The sequence below is a fragment of the Shinella yambaruensis genome (genome assembly GCF_022899355.1).
Classification (GTDB): Bacteria; Pseudomonadota; Alphaproteobacteria; order Rhizobiales; family Rhizobiaceae; genus Shinella; species Shinella yambaruensis.
Map to the genome: position 1 here is coordinate 283,521 of NZ_JALJCK010000003.1, position 20,254 is coordinate 303,774.

Here is a 20,254-nt window from a genome sequence, read left to right on the forward strand (position 1 = left end):
AGTCGTGATAAAACCCCGATAGGGTTAACCGTCGGTAAACAGGCGCGATCAGACTTCCCTGCCGAAGCGGCGCAGGAGGCCGGACGTGGCGATGCCGAGCAGGATCGACAGGATGCAGAACACCACCGCATAGGCGAGGATGTTGGAGGACAGCCAGTTCGCCGCGACGAGCCGCATGTTGGAAAAGGTCCAGGGCTGCGTCGCAACGAAGCGGGTTCGGCTGACCGGGCGCGTGTCGAGCGCGTCCGCGTCCTTGCTGTCCAGGCTGACATAGCCGTCGAGCTGCTGCCAGCGTTCGTCCTGCGCGACCGCCACCATGCCGGCCTTGAGGTCGGCCCCGGTCGGCGCGGAGAGCACGGTCCAGGTCGCGCCTTCGTCGGGGCTGTCGCCCTGCGCGACGAGGAAGCGCGCCGTGTCGCCCGGTGCCACGAGCGGCTCTTCGCCGGGCAGCAGGCGCAGCGAGGAGAGCGGGATGTCGAAGGTCTCCTGCAGCCAGGCTTCCAGCGCGGAAATCTGCCCGCGCCAGGAGCCGCCGCGCACGCGCGACTGCCACTCGTCTATGGCGTCCTGCGTCGCGCCGTGCTGCGCGCCGCCATCGGCCGGCCCGCCCCAGGCGGACGCGCTTTCGGCGGCGATATGCGTCTGGCCGAGCACGAGCGGGGGCAGCTGCGAGATCGTGCCCACCAGGATGGCATTGCGTTCGCCGATGGCGAGCGCCGAGGATTCCGGGCGCACCTGCAGCGCGCGCCCGCTCGAGACCGCCATCTTGCCGAGGAAGGTCGCGCTGGTCGACAGGGTGTCCGCGTCGAGGCGGTCGAGATAGAGCGCTACCGGATCGACCTGGCGATTGTAGGGGAAGCCCGTGCCCGACAGGGCGGCAAGGCTGGGGAGCTGCGCGACGCGGGCAAAACGCGGCATGCGGAACTCGGAGGAATCGAACAGCGCGAAGCGCGGCTCCTCGCTTGCGCTTGAGCCCGGCGCGCAGATCTTGTCCGCCTCGGTCAGGAGCGCGGTCTCGATGTCGATGCGGTTCGGCCCGGGCCGGAAATGCCGCATGGTCACGCGGATCGGCAGATGGCGGAAGACGCCGCCGTTGCGGCTGGTGATCGGCACCGTCGTCGCGATGTTGCCGTTCACATAGATGTCGATATGGCTGCCCGGCAGCACCTCCGGCGAATAGGCCGCATCGAGCAGCAGCGTCGCCTCGCCATAGGCATCCGCATAGAAATCCGAGGGAATGCCGATGTCGAAGCCGGTCCGATAGCGCCGGCCGCTGAATTCGCCGGTGCGCACACCGAGCGAGGCGAAGGTCGGCGACGTCTCTCCCAGGATGAGCGGCATGTCCGCGCCGTTGCGCTGGCGCACGCTGAGGGCTTCGCGTGTCACGCTGAGCGGCCGGTCGATGGGCGAGACCATGCCTTCCACCGCGCCTTCGATCGACGGCCAGTCCGGCCCGCTGACGACGAAGACCTTGCGGTCGCCGTCCGGCGCATCGACGAAGGTGGCGACGGCCGAGGAGCGCGCCGTCGCGGGCAGGCCCGGCAGCAGCGCCGCCAGATTGCCGGCCGTGCCGACCAGCACCGTCAGTTCCCCGGCCCCCGCCGTCGGCGGCAGCGCATCCGTAAGGTCGAAGGTCTGGTTCGGCATCTTCGCCATCAGCGCCAGCCCCTGGCTCAGCCGCATCAGCGCATTGGTGGCGACGGGCTGGCCCATTTCCGGCACGACCATGACGAACTTCGTCTGCCCCGTCGGCCCGAGGCCGATGGCCGCGATGTCGTCGGTCGTCAGGAGGCGGCCGCTCGTGTCGCGCGGCACCGTCAGGTAGGTGCGGGCCGGGTCGAGCGACGTCCACAGGTCATAGGTCGAGCGGATCGTGCAGTCGGTGCGGTGGCGATGCGCGGCATTGAAGGTCACCCGGTTGACGCCGGGGCGCAGGAGGCCCGCCGGCAGGTCGAAGCGCACGTCCTTGATGCCTTCCGCGGACTGGACCGGCACCTCGCCCACCACCACGTCGTTGACGACGACGGTGAGCCGGGAGGATTCCGGCGCCACGACGACGGCGTTGGAATAGCCGAGATTGATCGTGGTCGCGCTGCCCGCCTGCTGCGGGGTGAGGAAGAGCGGGAAGGACTGGCTTGCGACCTCTCCTTCCAGAAGCAGCGACTTCGCGGGAACGATGTAGCGCCGCGTGGAAAGGTCGGGGGTCGCCGCCTTCTTCTCCGGCTGCCTGGTTTCCCGCACCGCGGGGGTGGTCTCCTCCACCGCCGGCGTCTTCTCGACGGCCGGATCGCGTTCGCCGGACATGTCGAAGGGCACGGACGTATCCTGCGCGAAGGCGACGGACGCGGAGAGCGAGAAGACGAGGCCGCAAAGCGCGGCCCTGACGGGCGGGAGCATCACGAGGCAGCCTCCTTCTTGCGTCCGCCGCCAAGGCTGCGCGCGAGATAGAGCAGCCCGCGGCTGGTCTGGTAGACGGCGATGCCGAGGAACCACAGCGAGCCGCGGAACAGGCCCGGATTGTAGCGGCGCGAGACCTGGAAATCACTCCACTGGTTGGAGTTCGCGAAGATCAGGTCGGCGACGAGCGAATGGTGCCGCGCCACTTCCGGCATGAAGCGGCAGCCGACGGCGATCACGCTGCCGAGGTTTTCGACATTGCGCACATCGACCGGCAGGACTTCCTCCTGCCCGGCGCCGTAGGGCGTGAAGCGCAACGCGCAGCGCGCATCCTTCGCCAGGTCCGGCTCCAGCCCGAAGACCTGCACGCGCGCGCCGTTGGCCGAGACATTCTCCAGGGTCGAGGGATATTCCCGCCCGTCGACGATGAAGGTGCAGCGGCGCTTGACCGTCACGCGCCGGCTCGCCGCCCTTTCGCTGCGCTCCGAGACGACGCCGAGCGCGCAGCCCGCGATGATGAGGTTGAGCAGGTTCCAGCCGCCGACGACGAAGGTGACGTCGGCCTTGTAGGGCTCGGAATAGAAGCGGTAGATGCTCATCAGGAAGGCGACGAACAGCACGGCGAAGATGACGAAGAACGGCCGGCTGATCTCCGAAAGCCGCGATTCGCGGATCGACTCGTCCTTCGCGGTCACCTTGAAGGTCGGCTTGGTCGGGTTCAGCATGACCGAGACGACGGCGGGCAGGAGATGCACGCTCTGCACATATTCGTAGAGCTCGGAGATCCAGGGCCAGCGGAACGAACCGTAGAGATAGTTCTGCATCATCAGGTTCACGAGCATGTAGGCGAGCGTGTAGCCGAGGAACTCGCCGCCGGAGGCCGTGAAGATTTCCAGGTCGAAGAACAGGTAGAACAGCGGCGCGAAGAGGAAGATCGTGCGCGGGAAGGGAAACAGCCAGAACAGCATCGACGACATGTAGCAGAGCCGCTGCGGCAGCGAGAGGCCGCGCTTGAACAGCGGGAAGCGGAAGCGCAGGATCTGCATCATGCCCTGCGCCCAGCGGCTGCGCTGGCCGATGAAGCTGGCGAAGGTGGCGGGCTGCAGGCCGGCAATCAGCGGCTTGTCGACATAGACGCTGTTCCAGCCGCGCGAATGCAGCGCCAGCGCCGTCTCGCAGTCCTCGGTGATCGAGAGGCCGGAAAAGCCGCCCGCCTCGTTGAGCGCGGTGCGCCGCAGCACGGCGGCCGAGCCGCAGAAGAAGGCGGCGTTCCATTTGTCGAGGCCGCGCTGGATGATGCCGTAGAACATCTCGTTCTCGCTCGGCATCGTCTCGAAGGTGCGCAGGTTCCGCTCCAGCGGATCCGGGTTGAGGAAGAAATGCGGCGTCTGGACGAGGAAGAGCTTCTGGTCGTCGGCGAAGTAGCCCACCGTCTCGCGCAGGAAATCGCGGGCCGGCGCATGGTCCGCGTCGAAGACGGCGATCAGCTCGCCGGTCGAGTGCTGCATGCCGTTGTTCATGTTGCCGGCCTTGGCATGCTCGTTGCGGGCGCGGGTCAGGTAGTTGACGCCGAGGTCGCGGCAGAGCGCCTGGAGCTCGCGGTGGCGGGCTTCGGCCACCTGCGCCTCGATCACCGCCGCCGCATTGCGCTTCTGCTCCGTGCCGCCGTCGTCGAGCAGCCAGACCGTGAGCTTGTCCGCCGGATAGTCCATCGCCTTGGCGGCGGCGAGCGTGTTGGCGAGGAGGCCGGTGTCCTCGTTGTAGCTCGGCACGAAGACGTCGACCGTCGGCAGCCGGCCCTCCTCGGCAACGCGGCTCTTGCGCGGCGGCAGCGGCATGGCGACGACGAAGAGGCTGAGCGCCAGCATCATCACACTGTACATCTCGGCGAGATAGAGCAGGAAGCCGGGTATGAAGTTCTCCAGCTGGTTCAGCGGTGGCAGCGTGCTGGTGGTGCGCCAGTAGACGTAGCGCAGCACGACGGCGGTGCCGAAGGCGAGCGCGATCAGCCGCCAGATGCCCTCGGCGCGCAGCACCTTGATCACCGCCATGAAGGTGACCACCGCGATGCTGGCGATGAGCTGGGTCTGCAGGTTGATGGGCAGCGTGATCACGAGGATCACCAGGGCGGAGACCAGTGCCCACAGGATGATCGTGCCGATATGTCTCATACGCCGTCCTTCGCCGTCATAGCGTGTTCCAACCCGGGACCTTACGCCCCATTATGTTAAGGAAAAATTAGGCGCCGGACTTCAATTGCAGGTTGTCGACCCGGAGGACGATGTAATGCAAACGGGTGACGGCACCACGACGGCCTCCCCTTCCGTTCCTGAGACGGTGCCGCCGGTCGGCGACGGCACGATGACGGCATCGCCCCTGTCGAGCGTCTCGGTGCGCCGTTCGACAGGTTTCCTGTCCGTCTGGCGGCGGGCAGCCGGCACGCGCGTACCGGTCTCCACGACGGTCGTGATCGGCGCCTTGCGCTCCTCGATCGCGACCCGCAGCGGCTCGCCGCCGCCAATCCCGCTGTCGACCGCAGCCGGCGTGCCGTAGGGGTTCCAGGTCGCGCCGGAAAAGCCGCCGACGATGGTGTAGCCGTACATCATCTCGACCAGTTCCTTCTCGCCCGCACCGGACTGGCAGACGCGCAGGCGGATCTGGATGGAGCCGTAGCTGTTGAGCTTGTCGCGGTCCGCCTCGTCCGCGCGGATCTGCTGCCAGCCATAGAGGCAGCCGTCGTCGCCCGCGCCGCGCCCGTAGGCGTAGCCGAACGGCCCGTAGCTGTTGCGCACGAAATTCGGCGAGATCGCCAGCGCGCGGCCGGGCAGCGCGGCGCGGATCTCGCTTCGGATCGCCGAATGCTGCACCGGCTTGAAGGCCAGCGTGCCGCCGGGCATCGCCGTCGTCTCCACCGGGCCGAAGGCCTGGATGCTGATGAAGTTCTGGCCGGGCGTCGCCGCCGAGGTGGACAGCGCGATCTGCTGCTCGACCGCATTGGTATATTGCCGCTGGATCACGCTGACGATCGACAGCGTGCCCGGACCGGGCAGCACCAGCGCGCTCGACGCCGGAACGGTGGTGGAAAGCGTCGCGATACCGGCGCCCGGTCGCGCCGCGCAGCCGGCAGCCAGCGCTGCTGCCGTGCAGGCCGCAAGCAGGAGGCTCCTCTGAAACACCCTGCCGCCACGACCGGAAAAACGAATCGCCGCCGAATCATCCATGCAGCACTCATATTTCGCCCGGGCGCGAATAGGAATCCCCCATATCCAGCCATCGCCCTGCCCGCATCAGCTTCGGGCAAGCGGCGCCTTTGGCCGCGCGAACGGCAAGAAGCCCCGGCATCCGCACGATGCCGGGGCTTTTCCGTCACCTCGACGGCGTCTTACTTCAGCTTGCCGCTGACGGCCTCGATGCCGGCGCGGGCGCATTCGTCGTCGATATCGCCGCTCGGCGCGCCGCCGACGCCGATGCCGCCGATCGTCTCTTCACCGGCCTTGACCGGCACGCCGCCGGCAAGCACCAGCAGGCCCTCGATCGAAACGAGCTGGGCAGCGGCCGGGTTCTTGCCGACATTTTCGGCGATCGTCTGGGTCGGCGTGCGCATGGACGCGGCGGTGTAGGCCTTGCGGACGGCGCTGTCGAGCGTGTGCGGGCCGGCGCGGTCGGCACGCAGGACCGCGCGGGTGACGCCGGCGCGGTCGACGACGGCGACCGATACGTTGAACTTCTTGGCAGCGCAAGCCTTCACGGCAGCGTCGGCCGCCTCGACGGCGATGTCGAGCGGCATGTTGCGCTCGGTGAGGATTTCAGCCCGGGCGGCGCCGGCAAGCGTGAGGGCGGCGAAGGCGGCGGCAACGAAGGTCTTCATGTCTATCTCCATCTGGGCCGCTCGGTCTCGTTGGCGGCGACGGCCCTCTTTTCGGAGATTTCCGGCTTTCGCGGTATCGGTGGACGGACGGAGCGGGGTCGGTAGGACTACGGAGCCTGCCCGATCAGCGAAAGGCGCGCGAATTCCGCGACCGAGGTCGTGCCGAGCTTCTGGGCGATATTGGCCCGGTGCGTATCGACCGTGCGGGGCGAGAGCTGCAGGGCTTCGGCAATCTCCTTCGTCGACCAGCCGCGCCCCACCATGTCCAGCACCTCGCGCTCGCGGTCGGTGAGCTGCGCCACCAGTTTCGCCGCCTCGGCCCGCTCCGCATGCACGTCCAGCGCGCCCGAGGCCTGCTGCAGCGCCTCGACCAGCACCTGCTCGTCGATGGGCTTGGTGAGGAAATCGACGACGCCGGCCTTGAAGGCGCGGCGGCAGGCATGCACGTCGCCATGGCCGGTGCAGATGATCGTCGGCCAGTCGCAGCCGATGGCGGCGAGCTTCTCGTGCAGTTGCAGGCCCGTGATCGCCGGCATGCGCAGGTCGAGCAACAGCACGCCGGGCTTGAGCTTCGGCGCGCGGGCGAGGAACGCGGTGGGATCGCCGAAGGTCTCGATGCGGATGCCGTAGGTGCCGAGCAGCAGCGACAGCGCGCTGCGCACCCCCTCGTCGTCATCGACCAGATAGACCGGCGCCATCGTCATTCCGCTGCCTCTTCCCGTTCCTCGATGCCGTCCGCCGCCGGCAGCCGCACGGTGAAGACCGCGCCGCCCGCCGCCGCGTTTTCCGCCGAAATGCTGCCGTCGAAACGCTCGACGATGCTTTCGCACAGGCTGAGCCCGAGCCCCATGCCGTCCGGCTTGCCGGAGAAGAACGGCTCGAACAGCCGCGGCAGGATATCCGGCGCAATGCCGGCGCCGTTGTCGCGAACGTGGATCGCATAGCCTGCCGCATCGGGCGTGAGCGCCACGCGCACCCGCCCGTCCGTCCGCCCCGCCTCGCCCACCGCGTCGGCGGCATTGCGGATGAGGTTGTGGATGACCTGCTCGATCTCCACCGGATCGACCCGCGCCAGCGCCGGGGCCTCCGGCAGGTCGACGTCGAGCGCGATGCCGCGCCGGTCGAGGTCGATGCGCGACAGCGCGACGATATCGGCGACGTGGCGCGAAAGGTCGTGCACGCCGGCCTCCGGCGCGCTCTTGCCGACATAGGCGCGCAGGCGCACCAGGATATCGGCCGCGCGTTTGGCCTGCAGCACATTGGCGGCAAGCACGCCGTCGATCGGCGTATCCTTGAGGCCGGCCGCCGCCGCGATGCGCCGGCCCGCCTGGCTCTGGCTGAGCAGCGCCGTCAGCGGCTGGGTCAGTTCATGGGCGATGCCCGAGGCCATCTCGCCCATGCTGTTGATGCGCAGCGCATGGGCAAGCTTCGTCTCGTGCTGGCGCAGCGCCTCTCGCCGCGCGGCCGCCTCCGCCGCCTCCCGCGCCAGCGCCGCCTCCTGCCGGTGGCGCAGCAGCGAGCGCACGAGCACAAGCCCGGCGAGCGAGATTGCGGCGAAGAGGGCAAGCGGCAGCGGCGGAAGAAGCGCCGCCAGCGTGACATGGCGTTGCAGCGAAAGGCGCAGCGGCTGCGTGGCGCTGGCGATCGGCGCCTCGAAGCGGATGGTGCGGGCGAGGAAGCCCGAACCCGCGGGCTGCGCCGCCCCCAACTCCAGCAGCGTGCCCTCCCCCGTCGCCAGCCGGAGCAGGGCCCAGCGCGGCAGTTCCTCGTCCTCGACGAGCCTTGCCCCGTCGATATCGAGGCTGACGGCCATCGTGTCGTTCATGCGCTTCATCAGGCGATAGTGGCCGGGCCGCGCGTCCGCGCCGTAGACGGCCTTGCCGGCCGTCAGCGCCGCCACGGCCTTCGAGACCTCTTCGGGGCTCGCCGTCGCGCCGTCGGCGGATGTCGCCGAACTCACGACGCTCGCCCCCTCGCCCGGCGTCAGGCGGATGAGGTCGATCGCGACGATGCGCGGATAGAAGCGCAGGATGGATTTTGCGACGAGATCGAAATCCTCCGACGGCTGCGCCTGCGCAAGCCCGAGGGCACTGAGGCTCGTCAGGTGGGCATCGTGCTGGGCGACGCGCTGCGAGACCGCCCTTTGCAGCGCACGGCCGCTCTCGGAGACGTCCAGCTCCAGCGCCTGCCGGTGGCTTTCGGCCGAATAGAGGCCGAAGGCGGCGACAAGCAGCAGCCATCCGCCGGCAAGGGCGGCCGAGGAACGGAGAAAGGTCGGGCGTGCACGCATCCGGGATGAAGCCGCGTCAGGGATCGGGAGGACCATCATAGGGCCTCGCCCGCGCCTTGGCGATCCGCAGCACCACGGATAGGCGGTCGGGATCGCGTCAGGACAGGACCGGCAGCGACAGCGGTGCGAGCGTCGTGGCGGGCCGGCCGCGCGGATCGTGCGCCGGAAGGCGGCGCACCGCGAAATCCTGCACCGCCTGCAGCTCGGCCAGCGCACCGTCGTAATCGACCAGCGTCGGGCGATCCTCCCACATGACGCAGGCGCCGTCGACATAGACGGCGTCGACGGCGCGTTCGGCGGCGCAATGCAGGAGGTTGCGCAGCGGATCGTAGAGCGGCTGCATGCCGGGGTGCCTGAGGTCGACCAGCGAAAAATCCGCCTTCGCGCCGCGGGCGATGCGGCCGATGTCGCTGCGTCCCAAGGCCCTGGCACCCGACAGCGTAGCGGCCTCGAAGACCGCGGCGGTATCGACATCGAAGACCGAGCCGCCGGCGATGCGGGCGCAGATCATCGCCATGCGCATCTCCTCCAGCATGTTGAACGGATAGCTGTCCGTGCCGATCGCCACGTTGACGCCCGCCTGCCGGTAGCGGCCGAGCGATTGCAGCACCATGCCGCTGCGCGAGAAGGTGATCGGGCAATGGGCGACGCTCGTCCCGCTGGCGGCGAGCCGGTCGAGGTCGGCCGCCGTGCGCTGGCGCGTCCAGGCATGGCTGTCGATGAAGATGCAGTGCCCGAGGATGAGGTCCGGCCCGAGAAGGCCGAGGCTTTCGAGATAGGCGACGGCGGTGAGGCCGTGGCGGCGCATGAGCTCCTCGTGCTCGGCCATGGTCTGCGCGGCATGCACGGTGATCGGCACGCCGCGGCTGCGCGCCGCCTCCGCCGCCGCCTGCAACAGGTCCGGCGAGCAGGTCTCGACCTGCGCCGGGGCGACGATTCCGCCGAGCCGGCCCGAGGGATGCGCGCGGGCGGCATCGACGGTCTCCAGCGCCCGGGCGAAGGCGTCGCGGCCGCGCGCGGCGTCCCAGCGGAAATCGAGCCGGTGGCTGCCTTCGACATGCCAGGCCGCCTCGCGGAAACCCGGGGCGACATAGGCGCGCGCGCCGCTCCTTGCGAGCGTCGGCAGCCAGCAGGCATGCGGGCCGGCAATGTCGACGAAGGTGGTGACGCCGCTGCGCAGGAGATCGCCGAGCATGACGGTGAGCGCGGCCTCGACCGCGTCGTCGCTTATTTCGATCAGCGTCGAATATTCGTACATCGCCTGACCCCAGAGGGCCGCCGTGCCGGCATCCTCGAACAGGCTCTTGGAGACCGGCTCCTCGCCGGAATGGCAGTGCACGTTGACGAAGCCCGGCATGACCATGCGGTCGCGGCCGGAGATTTCCGCCGTGAACGGCCCCTCGTAGCGCCCGCCGACATGGACGAAGCCGGCCGCATCGAAGGCGACGTCCGCATCGCGGAGATAGGCATGGCCGCCGCGGGCCGCATCATAGGCGATGACGGTATGGGCGTTGCGGATGACGGTGATCGTATCAGGCATGGGTCGTCCGGAAATGCTTTTCGAGGAAGCGGCTATAGGCGCCCATCAGGGCACTGAAGGTGAAGTAGACGGCGGCGGCGACGAGATAGCCTTCGAGCACGGCGATGCCCTGCCATTGCGGATCGCGGATGGCCGAGCGCACCGTATCGAGGAAATCGACGAGGCCGACGATGGTGACGAGCGTCGTGTCCTGAAAGAAGCCGATGAACAGGCCGACCATCGGCGGAATGACCTTCTTGAGCGCCTGCGGCAGCACGATCTTGCGCATGACCTGCCAGTAGTGCAGCCCGAGCGAGGATCCCGCCTCGTATTGTCCGGCGGGCACGTCCTGCAGGCCGCCGCGCACGATCTCGGCGATATAGGCGGAGGCGAAGAGGATGATCGCCACCTGCGCGCGCAGCAATTTGTCGATGGTGACGCCCTCGGGCATGAACAGCGGCAGCATGACCGTCGCCATGAAGAGGATGCTGATCAGCGGCACGCCGCGCACGATCTCGATGAAGCCGACGGCGAGGACCCGGATCGCCGGCAGGTTGGAGGCGCGCGCCAGCGCCAGCACGATGCCGAGCGGCATGGCGAGCGTCAGCCCGACGAAGGAGAGCATGAAGGAGAGCGGCAGGCCGCCCCAGCTCGTCGTCGCGACGGGCGTCAGGCCGAAGACGCCGCCGGCCATCAGGATGTAGAGCACCGGCAGGACGACGAGGATCCAGGCGAAAAGCAGGCCCCGGCTCCAGAAGCGCGGCATCATGGAAAGGAGGAAAGCGGCGAAGAGCAGCAGCAGCGCCAGCATCGGCCGCCACTGTTCGTCATAGGGGTAGAAGCCGAACAGCATGTAGCGCAGTTTTTGCGCGACGAACGGCCAGCAGGCGCCGCTTGCCGCCTTGCAGGTCTCGCCGTTGCCGGAGAACACCGCATCGACCACCAGCCAGCCGAAGGCGAGCTTGGCGATGAAGACGATGGCGGCGATGGACAGCACGCTGACGAGCGTGTTGCCGGGCGTGCCGAAATAGGCGGAAAGCCTGCCGAGGCGCGGGGCCGCCGGTGCCGGCTGCGGCGGCGCCAAAGCAAGAGTCTGGACGTCGGCCATCTCAGCGCTCCTTCAGCGCGACATGCGCATTGTACCAGTTCATCAGCAGCGAGATGGCGATCGACAGGGCAAGGTAGACGCCCATGAAGATCGCGATCGTCTCGATCGCCTGGCCGGTCTGGTTCATCACCGTGTTGGAGACCATGACGAGGTCCGGATAGCCGATGGCGATGGCGAGCGAGCTGTTCTTGAAAACGGTGAGATAGGTGTTGGTGAGCGGCGGGATGATGATGCGCAGCGCCTGCGGCAGCACGACGAGCCGCATGGTCTTGCCGCGGGCAAGGCCGAGCGCGGCCGCGGCCTCCCATTGGCCCTTATTGACCGCCTGGATGCCGGCGCGCACGATCTCCGCGACATTGGCCGAGACGCTGAGCGCAAGGCCGAAGAGCAGCGCCACGAATTCCGGTCGCACATGCAGCCCGCCCGTCAGGCGGAATTTTCCGGCCGTCGGGAAATCCCAGCTTATGCCGACGCCGCCCGCAAGCCAGAGCAGCAGGGCCGGCAGCACGAAGGCGGCCGTGGCGATGAGCCCGCCATGGTTCGACCGGCCCGTCGCGACACGCTTGCGCATGGAAACCCGGCGGATGGCGAACGCCGCCACCGCGCCGCCGAGGAGGCAGGCGAGCAGCGCGCTGCCGCCGCTTTCGACCAGGGCCGCCGGCACGACAAGGCCGCTGTTGGAGAGATAGACGCCCGGCAGGAGGTTCAGCGCCTGCCTGACCGGCGGCAGGATGAGGATGATCAGCGAATACCAGAGGAAGAGATAGAGGAGCAGCGGCACATTGCGCAGAAGCTCGACATAGACGAGCGCAAGACGCGCCAGCAGCGGATTGCGCGACATGCGCGCAATGCCTACCGCAAGGCCGAGGAGCGTGCCGAAGATGGCGGCGAGCAGCGACACCTTCACCGTGTTGGCGATGCCGACGAGGATGGCCCGGCCGACCGTATCGGTCGCCTCGAAGGCGATGGCGGCCTCGGTGATGACGAAGCCGGCAGGCCGCGAGAGGAAGTCGAAGCCGGTCGCGATGTTCTGCTTGGCGAGGTTGCCACTGGCCGTCGAAAACATCGTCCAGCCGACGAGGATCACGACGCCGATCGCGACGACCTGGTAGAAATAGGCGCGAAAGCGCATGTCGTGCAGGAAAGCCATGAAACCTCGCCGCCATGATCAGGGATGCATGTACAGGTTCGGCAGGAGAAGGATGTGCCCCCTCAGCCCTGCGGGCATCTCCCCCTGAGATTGATTGTGGCACCCCCTCACCCCTTGCCGATCTCCCCCATCGAGGGGGAGATGCCCGGCAGGGCAGAGAGGGGGTATGCTTCAAGCGATCAGCGGATCGGCGGCGAATAGATCAGGCCGCCGGCGTTCCACAGCGCATTGGGGCCGCGCGTCAGGCCGAGCCTGGTGCCCTCGCCGACATTGCGCTCGAACACTTCTCCATAGTTGCCGACGCTCTTGATGATGCTGTGGCCCCAGTTGTTGTCGAGGCCGAGCATCTTGCCGAGCTCTTCCGTGGCGCCGAGCATGCGCTGCACGTCCGGGTCCTCGCTCTTCAGCATCTCGTCGACATTCGCCTGGGTGATGCCCTTCTCCTCGGCGGCCATCAGCAGCCAGACCGACCAGGAGACGATGTCGCCCCAGTTGGAATCGTTCTGGCGGAAGGCCGGCGCCAGCGGCTCCTTGGAGATGGTCTCCGGCAGGACCACATAGTCGTCCGGGTTGTTGGCGACGGCGCGGATCGAGGCAAGGTCGGACCGGTCGGAGGTGATCGCCTCGCAGCGGCCGGAATAGAAGGCCGCACGGTTCTCGTCCGGGCTTTCGAAGACGACCAGTTCGAACTTGCCGTTGATCGCGCGGAAGAAGTCGGAAATGTTCTGCGCCGTCGTGGTGCCCGGCAGGGTGCAGATCGCCGCTTCCGTCAGCTCCTTGGCGCTGGCAACGCCGAGCGACTTCGCCACCATCAGGCCCTGGCCGTCATAGAAGACCGTCGGGCCGAAATCGAGGCCGAGCGAGGCATCGCGCGAGAAGGTGTGGGTCGTCTGGCGCGACAGGACGTCGATCTCGCCGGACTGCAGCGCCTGGAAGCGCGTGTTGATGTTGGTCGGGACGAACTCGACCTTGTCGCCGTCGCCGAAGACCGCGGCGGCGATCGAGCGGCAGATATCGGCGTCGAAGCCCTGCATGCGGCCCTTGTCATCGGGTGCCGCGAAACCCGGCGTCGCCAGCGAGACGCCGCAGACCAGCTTGCCGCGCGCCTTGACGGTTTCGAGCGTGCCGGCGGCCGAGGCCTGGCCGGCCATGGTCAGTCCGAGCGCGGCCGCGCAGATCGAAAGAAGTGCCTGCTTCATGCTTCCCCTCCCATTGGGTGTCGTTGGATGCGGCCGGCGTCGCCCTCCAGCGGCACCGCCCCATCGCGATCTTCCGGATCGCAATTATTGTGTACAATGCAAAAAACACATCATCAACAGTTCCCGATATAGAATGTCGACAATCCCGTGAAATCGGCCATGTACTTTGGGTATGAAGCCATTTACGTTGGACATTAACTGCCGTTTCGCACGCTTCCAGGGGCGCATCTCACGCCGCAGAAGGGTCAGGGCGTACCGACAAAGCTGTCAGACGATACAGTTTTCCGGATATTTAATTATACAATCTTCGTCGGACATCCGTGGTCGGATCTCCCGCCTGGATTTCTCCCGGACGACGAGGCCGGAACGCGAATGTTCCGGCCTCGTCGCTGTTTCGCGTCGGCGCGGCAGCTTTCCGCAACACGCATCTCCACTCCCCGCAGGCGGGGCTTACGCTATCGCGAAAGCCCCTTCCGCCACGCTCCCGGATGCACCCGATTTTTTCCTCTTTCCACCGGAACAATCGCTCCCCTTGCCGGTTGGAGCAGGGTCGAAGACGATTGAGCGTGATCGCCCATGCCGGACCAATCCAAGCTGTTTCCCGACCACCGCAGGCTGTCGGGGGAGCGCTACACGATAGAAACCTTTCGCGCGGCCTATGACCTGCCGGCGCAGGAGGCCAAGCGCCTCTACGACAAGTTCGGTCCCTCGAAACGGGAGCTGGACCTGCTCATGCGCGCCCGCGAGAACCCGGCGCAGTTCCTGAATTTCTGAGACGCGCCGGAACAAGCCCGGAATAAGCCCCGGAGTAATAAAGGAGCCGACCATGACCATTGGAAAGCCGCAGAGCGGTGCCCCCGGCACCACCGAGCAATCCCCCCGCTGGGAAGGCCCCGAGGCGACGCGTCCGCGGGGCTACCTTCCCGCCAAGGACGATCCGGATCGCGACCGGGACGCCCATGGGGAAAACAATGCCGACCCGTCCCGGGAGAAACTGCGCGATGCCGGCAAGACCCGCGACGACCCGCCGGACGATGCCGCTAAGACCGAGGAAGAAAGGATCGAGCGCAAGCAGGCGACGAACCCCGCCCTGATGCCGATCGGCGACCCGTCCGGAGCGGCATAGGGCAAAGCTGTCCGCACCACGTCTGCATCGCCGCCCACCCCTTCTCCCCGGCGAGGAGAAGGGATGGGCAAAGGTTTTCGTCCATTTCCCGGGGTTGCACCCTGGGAACCGAGCGTACGATGCACCCCGACCGTTCAGGCCGCCGCCAGCGCCTCGCGCGCCTTCGGCACCGGCTTGAACGTCATGGCGATCAGGAAGGCGCCGAGGCCGATGCCCCACGAGCCGACATAGAGCCAGGTATAGCTGGCGAAGGTGTCGTAGATCAGCCCGCCGGCTACCGGCCCCAGCGCCATGCCGAGGCTGCTGGCCATGGCCGTGCCGCCGATGACGGTGCCCATCATGCGCAGCGGGAAGTTTTCCCGCGCGATCACCGCATAGAGCGGCATGACGCCGGCATAGATGAAGCCGAACAGGCCCGCCACGACGTAGAAGGAGGCAAGCCCGCCGGTGAAGACATAGGCGAGCGCGCCGAAGGCCTGCGCGAAAAGGCCGAGCACCAGGATGTGCTTGGCGCCGAACCGGTCGCCGAGAAGGCCGAAGACGACCCGGCCACCCATGCCCGCGAGCCCCTCGATGCTGTAGATCGAGACGGCGGCGATCATCGGAATGCCGCAGGTGATGGCATAGCTCACCGTGTGGAAGATCGGCCCGGAATGGGTGGCGCAGCAGAAGAAGTTCGTCAGGCACAGGATGATGAACTGCGGCGTCTTCAGGATATCGCGCGTCGTCATGCCGGCCTGTGGCTCGTCGGACGCGGCAAGGCCCTCGCCGCCCGCCTCCAGCGCCGGTGCGCGCCGCACCAGCAGGGATGCCGGGATCATCACGACGGCGACGAGGAGCGCGATGATCTGCATCGCGCTGCGCCAGTCGTTGAAGGTGACGAGCCAGGCGGCGAAGGGCGACATGGTCATCGGCGCCATGCCCATGCCGGCCGAGACGAGCGAGACGGCAAGGCTCCTGTGCGTGTCGAACCATCCCGTCACACAGGCCATCATCGGCGCGAAGACCGCGGCGACCGCCACCCCCGCCACCAGGCCGAAGACGAACTGGAAGGCAAGGAGCGACGGCGCAAGGCTCGCCGCAAGCAGGCTCGCCGCCAGGAGCACCGAGCCCGACAGCACGACCGGCCGCGGCCCCCAACGGTCCGAAAGGCCGCCCCAGACCATGCTGGCGAAGGCCATGGCGAGAAAGCCGACGGTCATGGCGGTGGAAATGCCGGTCACCGACCAGCCGGTATCCCTGGCGATCGGCAACAGGAAGACCGGCAGCGAGAACATCGCGCCGATGGCGATGCAGCCGAGGAGGCCGCCCGCGGCCACGATCACCCAGCGATAATGCGTATGGATCATTGTCATCTCCTCTGCGGCCGCCGGCTGGCCGGGGCCGCGCCCAAATCAATACTGATCGTGCCGCCTTACCCATTCCATAGGATGGCGAAGGCCGTCCTCGTCGCGGCCCTTCGGCACGAGGTCGAGGAAGTGATAGGCACCGTTCACCATCTCGACGCCGCGCGCGTAGCAGGAATAGGTGTGGTACACCTCGCCCGGCCCGCTCCTGTAAAAGACGCTGACGCCGACCATTTCCGACACCGTGTTCGAACAAATCGCGAAATTGTAGTAGGCGCGCCCCGCCGCCAGTTCCTCCGGTGTCGCGGAGGCCTGGTAGTCGAAGTTGAAGTCGCTGCCGCCCGAGGACACCCACGGAAAGCTCCAGCCCATGCGCCGCCGGTAGGATTCGATCTTTTCCAGCGGCGCGCGCGAGACCGCCGTGAAGGTCACGTCGCGCTGGCCAAGATGGACCGGAATGCCGTTGAAGTTGTCGGCCCAGAAGGAACAGGACTTGCAGCCTTCCTGCCAGTCGGGCCCGAGCATGAAGTGATAGACGAGGAGCTGCGAGCGCCCGGCGAAAAGATCCTCCAGCGTCAGGCCGCCATCCGGCCCCTCGAAACGGTAGGCCTTCTCCACCCGTTCCCAGGGCATCGCCATGCGGCGGCGGGTCAGCGCCTCGCGCTGGCGGGTGAAGGCCTTTTCCGCGGCCAGCAGCTCCAGGCGGGCTTTCAGCCAGTCCTCATGGGAAACGACTTGATTGCGCATCGTGAAACGCCTTTCTTCTCTATCGATGCACCGAGACTAAGCGGCAGCCGCGGAAAAGCGGGAGTTACAAGTGTGACGGGAATTCAATGGACTCGATGATCACCGCCGCCGCCCGGGCGCTCGCCACCGGCGATCCGCTCGGCGCGCTGAACCGCGTGGCGCTGCGCGACGACGCGCCGGCACTTGCGCTGCGCGGCATCGCCATGGCGCAGCTCGGCGATCTCGACCGCGCGAAGGCGCTGCTGAAGAGCGCCGCCCGCGCCTTCGGCCCGCGCGAGGCGGTGGCGCGGGCACGCTGCGTCGTCGCCGAGGCGGAAATCGCCCTCGTCTCGCGTGATCTCACCTGGCCGGTGAAGGCGCTTTCCGCCGCCGAGGCGACGCTCGCCGCCCATGGCGACCGGCTGAACGCCGCCCATGCCCGGATGCTCGCCGTCCGTCGCCTGCTGCTGATCGGCAGGCTCGCCGAGGCCGCCGCGCTCCTGGCCGCGATCGATCCCGTCCCCCTGCCCCCGCCGCTTCGGGCCGCGCACGCGCTCGCCGCCGCCGGCATCGCGGTCCGCCGGCTGCACACGGCGACGGCCCGCGAGGCCTTCACGCGCGCCGCCGCGGCCGCCCGGCAGGCCGGCATCCCCGCCCTGATCCAGGAGGTGGAGGACGCCGCGACGATCCTGCAAAGGCCGGCTGCCCGCGCGATCGCGGATGGCGGGGAGCGTCCTCTCCTTCCCCATGAGGTCGAGACGCTGCTGGCGACCGACAGGCTGGTGGTCGATGCCTGCCGCCACGTCGTGCGCTGCGGCGAGACCACCGTCTCGCTGGCCACGCGGCCGATCCTGTTCGCGCTTCTGCGCACGCTCGCCGAGGCCTTTCCCGGTGATGCCAGCCGGGAAAGCCTGCTGCTGCGCGCCTTCCGCGCCCGGCAGGCGGACGAGTCCCACCGCGCCCGGCTGCGCGTGGAGATGGGCCGGCTGCGGGCCGAACTGGAAGCCCTCGCCGAGATCACCGCCACGCGGGACGGTTTCCTGCTGGTGCCGCGTGACGGACGGACCGTCGCCGTGCTGGCGCCACCGCGTGACGAACCCCATGCCGACGTGCTGGCGCTCTTTGCCGATGGAGAGGCCTGGTCGAGCTCGGCGCTCGCCATCGCGCTCGGCACCAGCGCGCGCACCGTGCAGCGCGCCCTCGAACAGCTCTGCGCGGACGGCAGGGTGCAGGCGATCGGCCGCGGCCGCAGCCGGCGCTGGCTGACGCCGACGCCCGGCGCTTTCTCGACACTCTTGTTACTCCCGGGTCCGCTGCCGGGCGATTAGGATCGTCCCATCAACGATCCAAAGGAGATTGAGATGACCACTTCCAAGGCAGACATCCTGCGCGAATACGGCCCCTTCCCCGGCGTGGAGCAGGTCCACGGCGTCACCTTCGACGGCAAGGCCGTCTGGTTCGCCTCCGGCGACAAGGTCAATGCCCTGGACCCGGACGACGGCCGCGTGCTGCGCACGATCGACCTTTCGGCCCATGCCGGCACCGCCTATGACGGCCGCCACCTCTTCCAGATCGCGGAAGATCGCATCCACAAGATCGATCCCGCCTCCGGCGCGATCGTTTCCACCATCCCCGCGCCCGGCAATGGCGGCGATTCCGGTCTCACCTGGGCGGAAGGCTCGCTCTGGGTCGGCGAATACCGCAGCCGGCAGATCCACGAGATCGACCCGGAAACCGGCGCCGTCCTGCGCACCATCCAGAGCAACCGCATGGTGACGGGCGTCACCTGGGTGGATGGCGAACTGTGGCACGGCACCTGGGAGGGCGAGGAAAGCGACCTGCGCCACCTCGACCCGAAGACCGGCGCCGTGCTCGACACCATCGTCATGCCGGCGGGCACCGGCGTATCGGGCCTCGAATCCGACGGTGCCGACCGCTTCTTCTGCGGCGGCGGCAACAGCGGAAAGATCCGCGCCATCCGCCGCCCGCGCTGAGCGTCTTGCTACCGCCGCATTGTCCGGCGCCGAAGCGATGCCGCTTCGGCTAGAGCCCGTGGGTGCCGTCGTAGCCGTTGACCGGCGGCGGCGCCCAGCCTTCCGGCAAAGCCTTCGGCTTGTAGATCTCCACGACCATCGGATAACACGCCGCCGTGTCGGAGGAATGCTGCGCCGAGCAATCCCCGCCCGGGCAGGCCGACATGCAGCCGAGAAGGTCGATCTCGGCGAAGAACTCCAGATAATCGTCCGGCCGCACCGGGCTCGCCTTCATGAAATACTGGCCCGTATCGCGCGTGAAGCCGGTGCACATGAAGACGTTCAGCACGTCGTGCACATAGGTCTCCGCCTCGCGCGGCGCCATGCCGGTCTTCGCCGCGAAAGCGCGGGTGAGGTTCGAGTGGCAGCAATGGTGATACTGCCCGCCGTGGCTGAGCAGGTTGTGCGTATAGGGATCGCACCGCGTGCCGATCACGTCATGCACCGCGCCGCCGAACGCGTCGAAGCCGTACCAGTCGAGCGTATCGTGCGTGATGGTCGCGATGGGGCGCAGATAGGGGAAATTGGAGAAGAGCTGGTCGCCGAGGCCGACATGGGTGCCGGCGAGCGCCCGCGTCTTGCCCGTATAGAGCCGCTCCTTCAGGTCATTGGCATTGAAGAGGTTGAGGTCTCCCACCTGCGGCCCCTCGCTGCAGACGATGCGGCAGAAATGTCCCGCCGGCACCGACCAGGTCGCCGCCTCGCGCGGCGGCACGACGACCGTCTCGACGAGCGCCAGATCGTCGCGGAGCGCACGATAGGCGGCAAGGTCGGGGCGCGGCAGGGTCTCGACCGGGTAGCAGATCACCGGCTTGACCGCCTTGCGGGCCGCGGCGTCGCCGGGCGCCGCCGTGATGGGCGTGGGCTTCATCTCTCGTCTCCATGTCCTGTCGCCGCGCCGTCCCCGGCCTCGCGAACCAACGGCGACTATAGCCGCTTCGCACCGCCTGTCAGCCGCCCTTTCCGACGCGGCACGCCGCGATACATGCGAATTTTTTCGAGGAACCTTGGCGCGCCGCCGACGCCCGGCTGACGGCCGCAGGCAGGGCGCAATTCGGGCGCCACGGGCATTGTCGCCCGGGCGCCCTTTGCACCACGCTTACTCGTCCCAGGCCTGCACGACCGTCTGGCGGACGATGAGCCCGTCGGAAAGCTCGAGGATCGCCGCGCAGAAAACGCGCGTGCCGTCCGGATAGGCACAGGCCTGCGTGAAGGCGAGCCGGCTGCCCTCGGCGATCGTCGTATCGACCTGGTGGGTCATTGCCCGGCTGCAGATGTCGTCCCAGAAGGTGGCGATCGCCTGCCTGCCGCGCACGTCGCGCGGCTTGCTCGGCGGGTTGTTCCGGTCGATGACGCGCACGACCGCGTCGTCGGCATAGAAGCTCGCCAGCATCTTGCCGTCGCGTCCTTCGATGGCTTGCTTGATCGCCGCGCCATCCACGGCCTTGGTCCGAAGCATGTCGTCCTCCTTTGGCCGCCTGTCGCGGCGACG

The 20,254-nt window shown here is 67.9% G+C and carries 17 protein-coding genes and 1 pseudogene; 4 read left to right on the forward strand and 14 right to left on the reverse strand.

Going from position 1 to position 20,254, the window contains the following annotated elements; all coding sequences use genetic code 11:
• Positions 1-48 precede the first annotated feature (48 nt).
• From MUU56_RS08535 to MUU56_RS08580, 10 genes are all read right to left on the reverse strand, one after another.
• Entirely contained in the window at positions 49-2,397 is a 2,349-nt protein-coding gene (locus MUU56_RS08535; protein ID WP_244767152.1) for a cellulose biosynthesis cyclic di-GMP-binding regulatory protein BcsB, read from the reverse strand.
• A complete protein-coding gene (gene bcsA, locus MUU56_RS08540) occupies positions 2,397-4,568 on the reverse strand; it encodes a UDP-forming cellulose synthase catalytic subunit (protein ID WP_244766883.1) in 2,172 nt (723 codons plus the stop codon). Before bcsA ends, MUU56_RS08535 begins: the two co-directional genes overlap by 1 nt.
• Positions 4,569-4,649: 81 nt before the next feature.
• Positions 4,650-5,573, reverse strand: coding sequence for a cellulose biosynthesis protein BcsN (gene bcsN, locus MUU56_RS08545; RefSeq protein ID WP_244766884.1), 924 nt, complete (start codon positions 5,571-5,573; stop codon positions 4,650-4,652).
• Between the two features lie 206 nt (positions 5,574-5,779).
• Complete coding sequence (locus tag MUU56_RS08550) at positions 5,780-6,265, reverse strand: GlcG/HbpS family heme-binding protein (protein WP_244766885.1); 486 nt, start codon at positions 6,263-6,265, stop codon at positions 5,780-5,782.
• 107 nt (positions 6,266-6,372) lie between these two features.
• A complete protein-coding gene (locus MUU56_RS08555) occupies positions 6,373-6,969 on the reverse strand; it encodes a response regulator transcription factor (RefSeq protein WP_244766886.1) in 597 nt (198 codons plus the stop codon).
• Positions 6,966-8,555: a sensor histidine kinase gene (locus MUU56_RS08560; RefSeq protein ID WP_244766887.1), complete on the reverse strand. Its 1,590-nt coding sequence runs from the start codon at positions 8,553-8,555 to the stop codon at positions 6,966-6,968. The genes MUU56_RS08555 and MUU56_RS08560 overlap by 4 nt, the downstream gene beginning before the upstream one ends.
• 97 nt (positions 8,556-8,652) lie before the next feature.
• Positions 8,653-10,095, reverse strand: a complete 1,443-nt coding sequence (locus MUU56_RS08565) for an amidohydrolase family protein (RefSeq protein ID WP_244766888.1) — start codon at positions 10,093-10,095, stop codon at positions 8,653-8,655.
• Positions 10,088-11,182, reverse strand: coding sequence for an amino acid ABC transporter permease (locus MUU56_RS08570; protein WP_244766889.1), 1,095 nt, complete (start codon positions 11,180-11,182; stop codon positions 10,088-10,090). Before MUU56_RS08570 ends, MUU56_RS08565 begins: the two co-directional genes overlap by 8 nt.
• Position 11,183: 1 nt before the next feature.
• Positions 11,184-12,332, reverse strand: coding sequence for an amino acid ABC transporter permease (locus MUU56_RS08575; RefSeq protein ID WP_244766890.1), 1,149 nt, complete (start codon positions 12,330-12,332; stop codon positions 11,184-11,186).
• Positions 12,333-12,511: 179 nt separating this feature from the next.
• Positions 12,512-13,531, reverse strand: coding sequence for an amino acid ABC transporter substrate-binding protein (locus tag MUU56_RS08580; protein WP_244766891.1), 1,020 nt, complete (start codon positions 13,529-13,531; stop codon positions 12,512-12,514).
• Positions 13,532-14,107: 576 nt separating this feature from the next.
• Between MUU56_RS08580 and MUU56_RS08585 the strand changes: the two genes are divergently transcribed.
• Positions 14,108-14,305, forward strand: coding sequence for a hypothetical protein (locus MUU56_RS08585; RefSeq protein ID WP_244766892.1), 198 nt, complete (start codon positions 14,108-14,110; stop codon positions 14,303-14,305).
• A gap of 52 nt (positions 14,306-14,357) precedes the next feature.
• Positions 14,358-14,549 (forward strand): annotated as a pseudogene (locus MUU56_RS08590) (hypothetical protein); the annotation flags it as partial.
• Positions 14,550-14,791: 242 nt separating this feature from the next.
• On the opposite strand, the gene MUU56_RS08595 reads toward MUU56_RS08590, so the two are convergent.
• Together MUU56_RS08595 and MUU56_RS08600 are read right to left on the reverse strand one after the other, a co-directional pair.
• Positions 14,792-16,006 carry an MFS transporter gene (locus tag MUU56_RS08595; RefSeq protein ID WP_244766893.1) on the reverse strand — a complete coding sequence of 405 codons (1,215 nt, stop codon included), beginning with the start codon at positions 16,004-16,006 and terminating at the stop codon, positions 14,792-14,794.
• Positions 16,007-16,051: 45 nt separating this feature from the next.
• Positions 16,052-16,750 carry a DUF899 domain-containing protein gene (locus tag MUU56_RS08600; protein ID WP_244766894.1) on the reverse strand — a complete coding sequence of 233 codons (699 nt, stop codon included), beginning with the start codon at positions 16,748-16,750 and terminating at the stop codon, positions 16,052-16,054.
• A gap of 86 nt (positions 16,751-16,836) precedes the next feature.
• Here MUU56_RS08600 and MUU56_RS08605 point away from each other — a divergent pair, with 86 nt between their 5' ends.
• Both MUU56_RS08605 and MUU56_RS08610 read left to right on the forward strand, forming a co-directional pair.
• Positions 16,837-18,057, forward strand: coding sequence for a helix-turn-helix domain-containing protein (locus MUU56_RS08605; RefSeq protein ID WP_244766895.1), 1,221 nt, complete (start codon positions 16,837-16,839; stop codon positions 18,055-18,057).
• A 33-nt stretch (positions 18,058-18,090) separates the two neighbouring features.
• Positions 18,091-18,723: a Vgb family protein gene (locus MUU56_RS08610; RefSeq protein WP_244766896.1), complete on the forward strand. Its 633-nt coding sequence runs from the start codon at positions 18,091-18,093 to the stop codon at positions 18,721-18,723.
• 49 nt (positions 18,724-18,772) lie between these two features.
• On the opposite strand, the gene MUU56_RS08615 is transcribed toward MUU56_RS08610, so the two are convergent.
• Positions 18,773-19,633, reverse strand: a complete 861-nt coding sequence (locus MUU56_RS08615; protein WP_244766897.1) for an urea carboxylase-associated family protein — start codon at positions 19,631-19,633, stop codon at positions 18,773-18,775.
• Positions 19,634-19,861: 228 nt separating this feature from the next.
• Positions 19,862-20,221 carry a nuclear transport factor 2 family protein gene (locus MUU56_RS08620; protein WP_244766898.1) on the reverse strand — a complete coding sequence of 120 codons (360 nt, stop codon included), beginning with the start codon at positions 20,219-20,221 and terminating at the stop codon, positions 19,862-19,864.
• Positions 20,222-20,254: the final 33 nt, after the last annotated feature.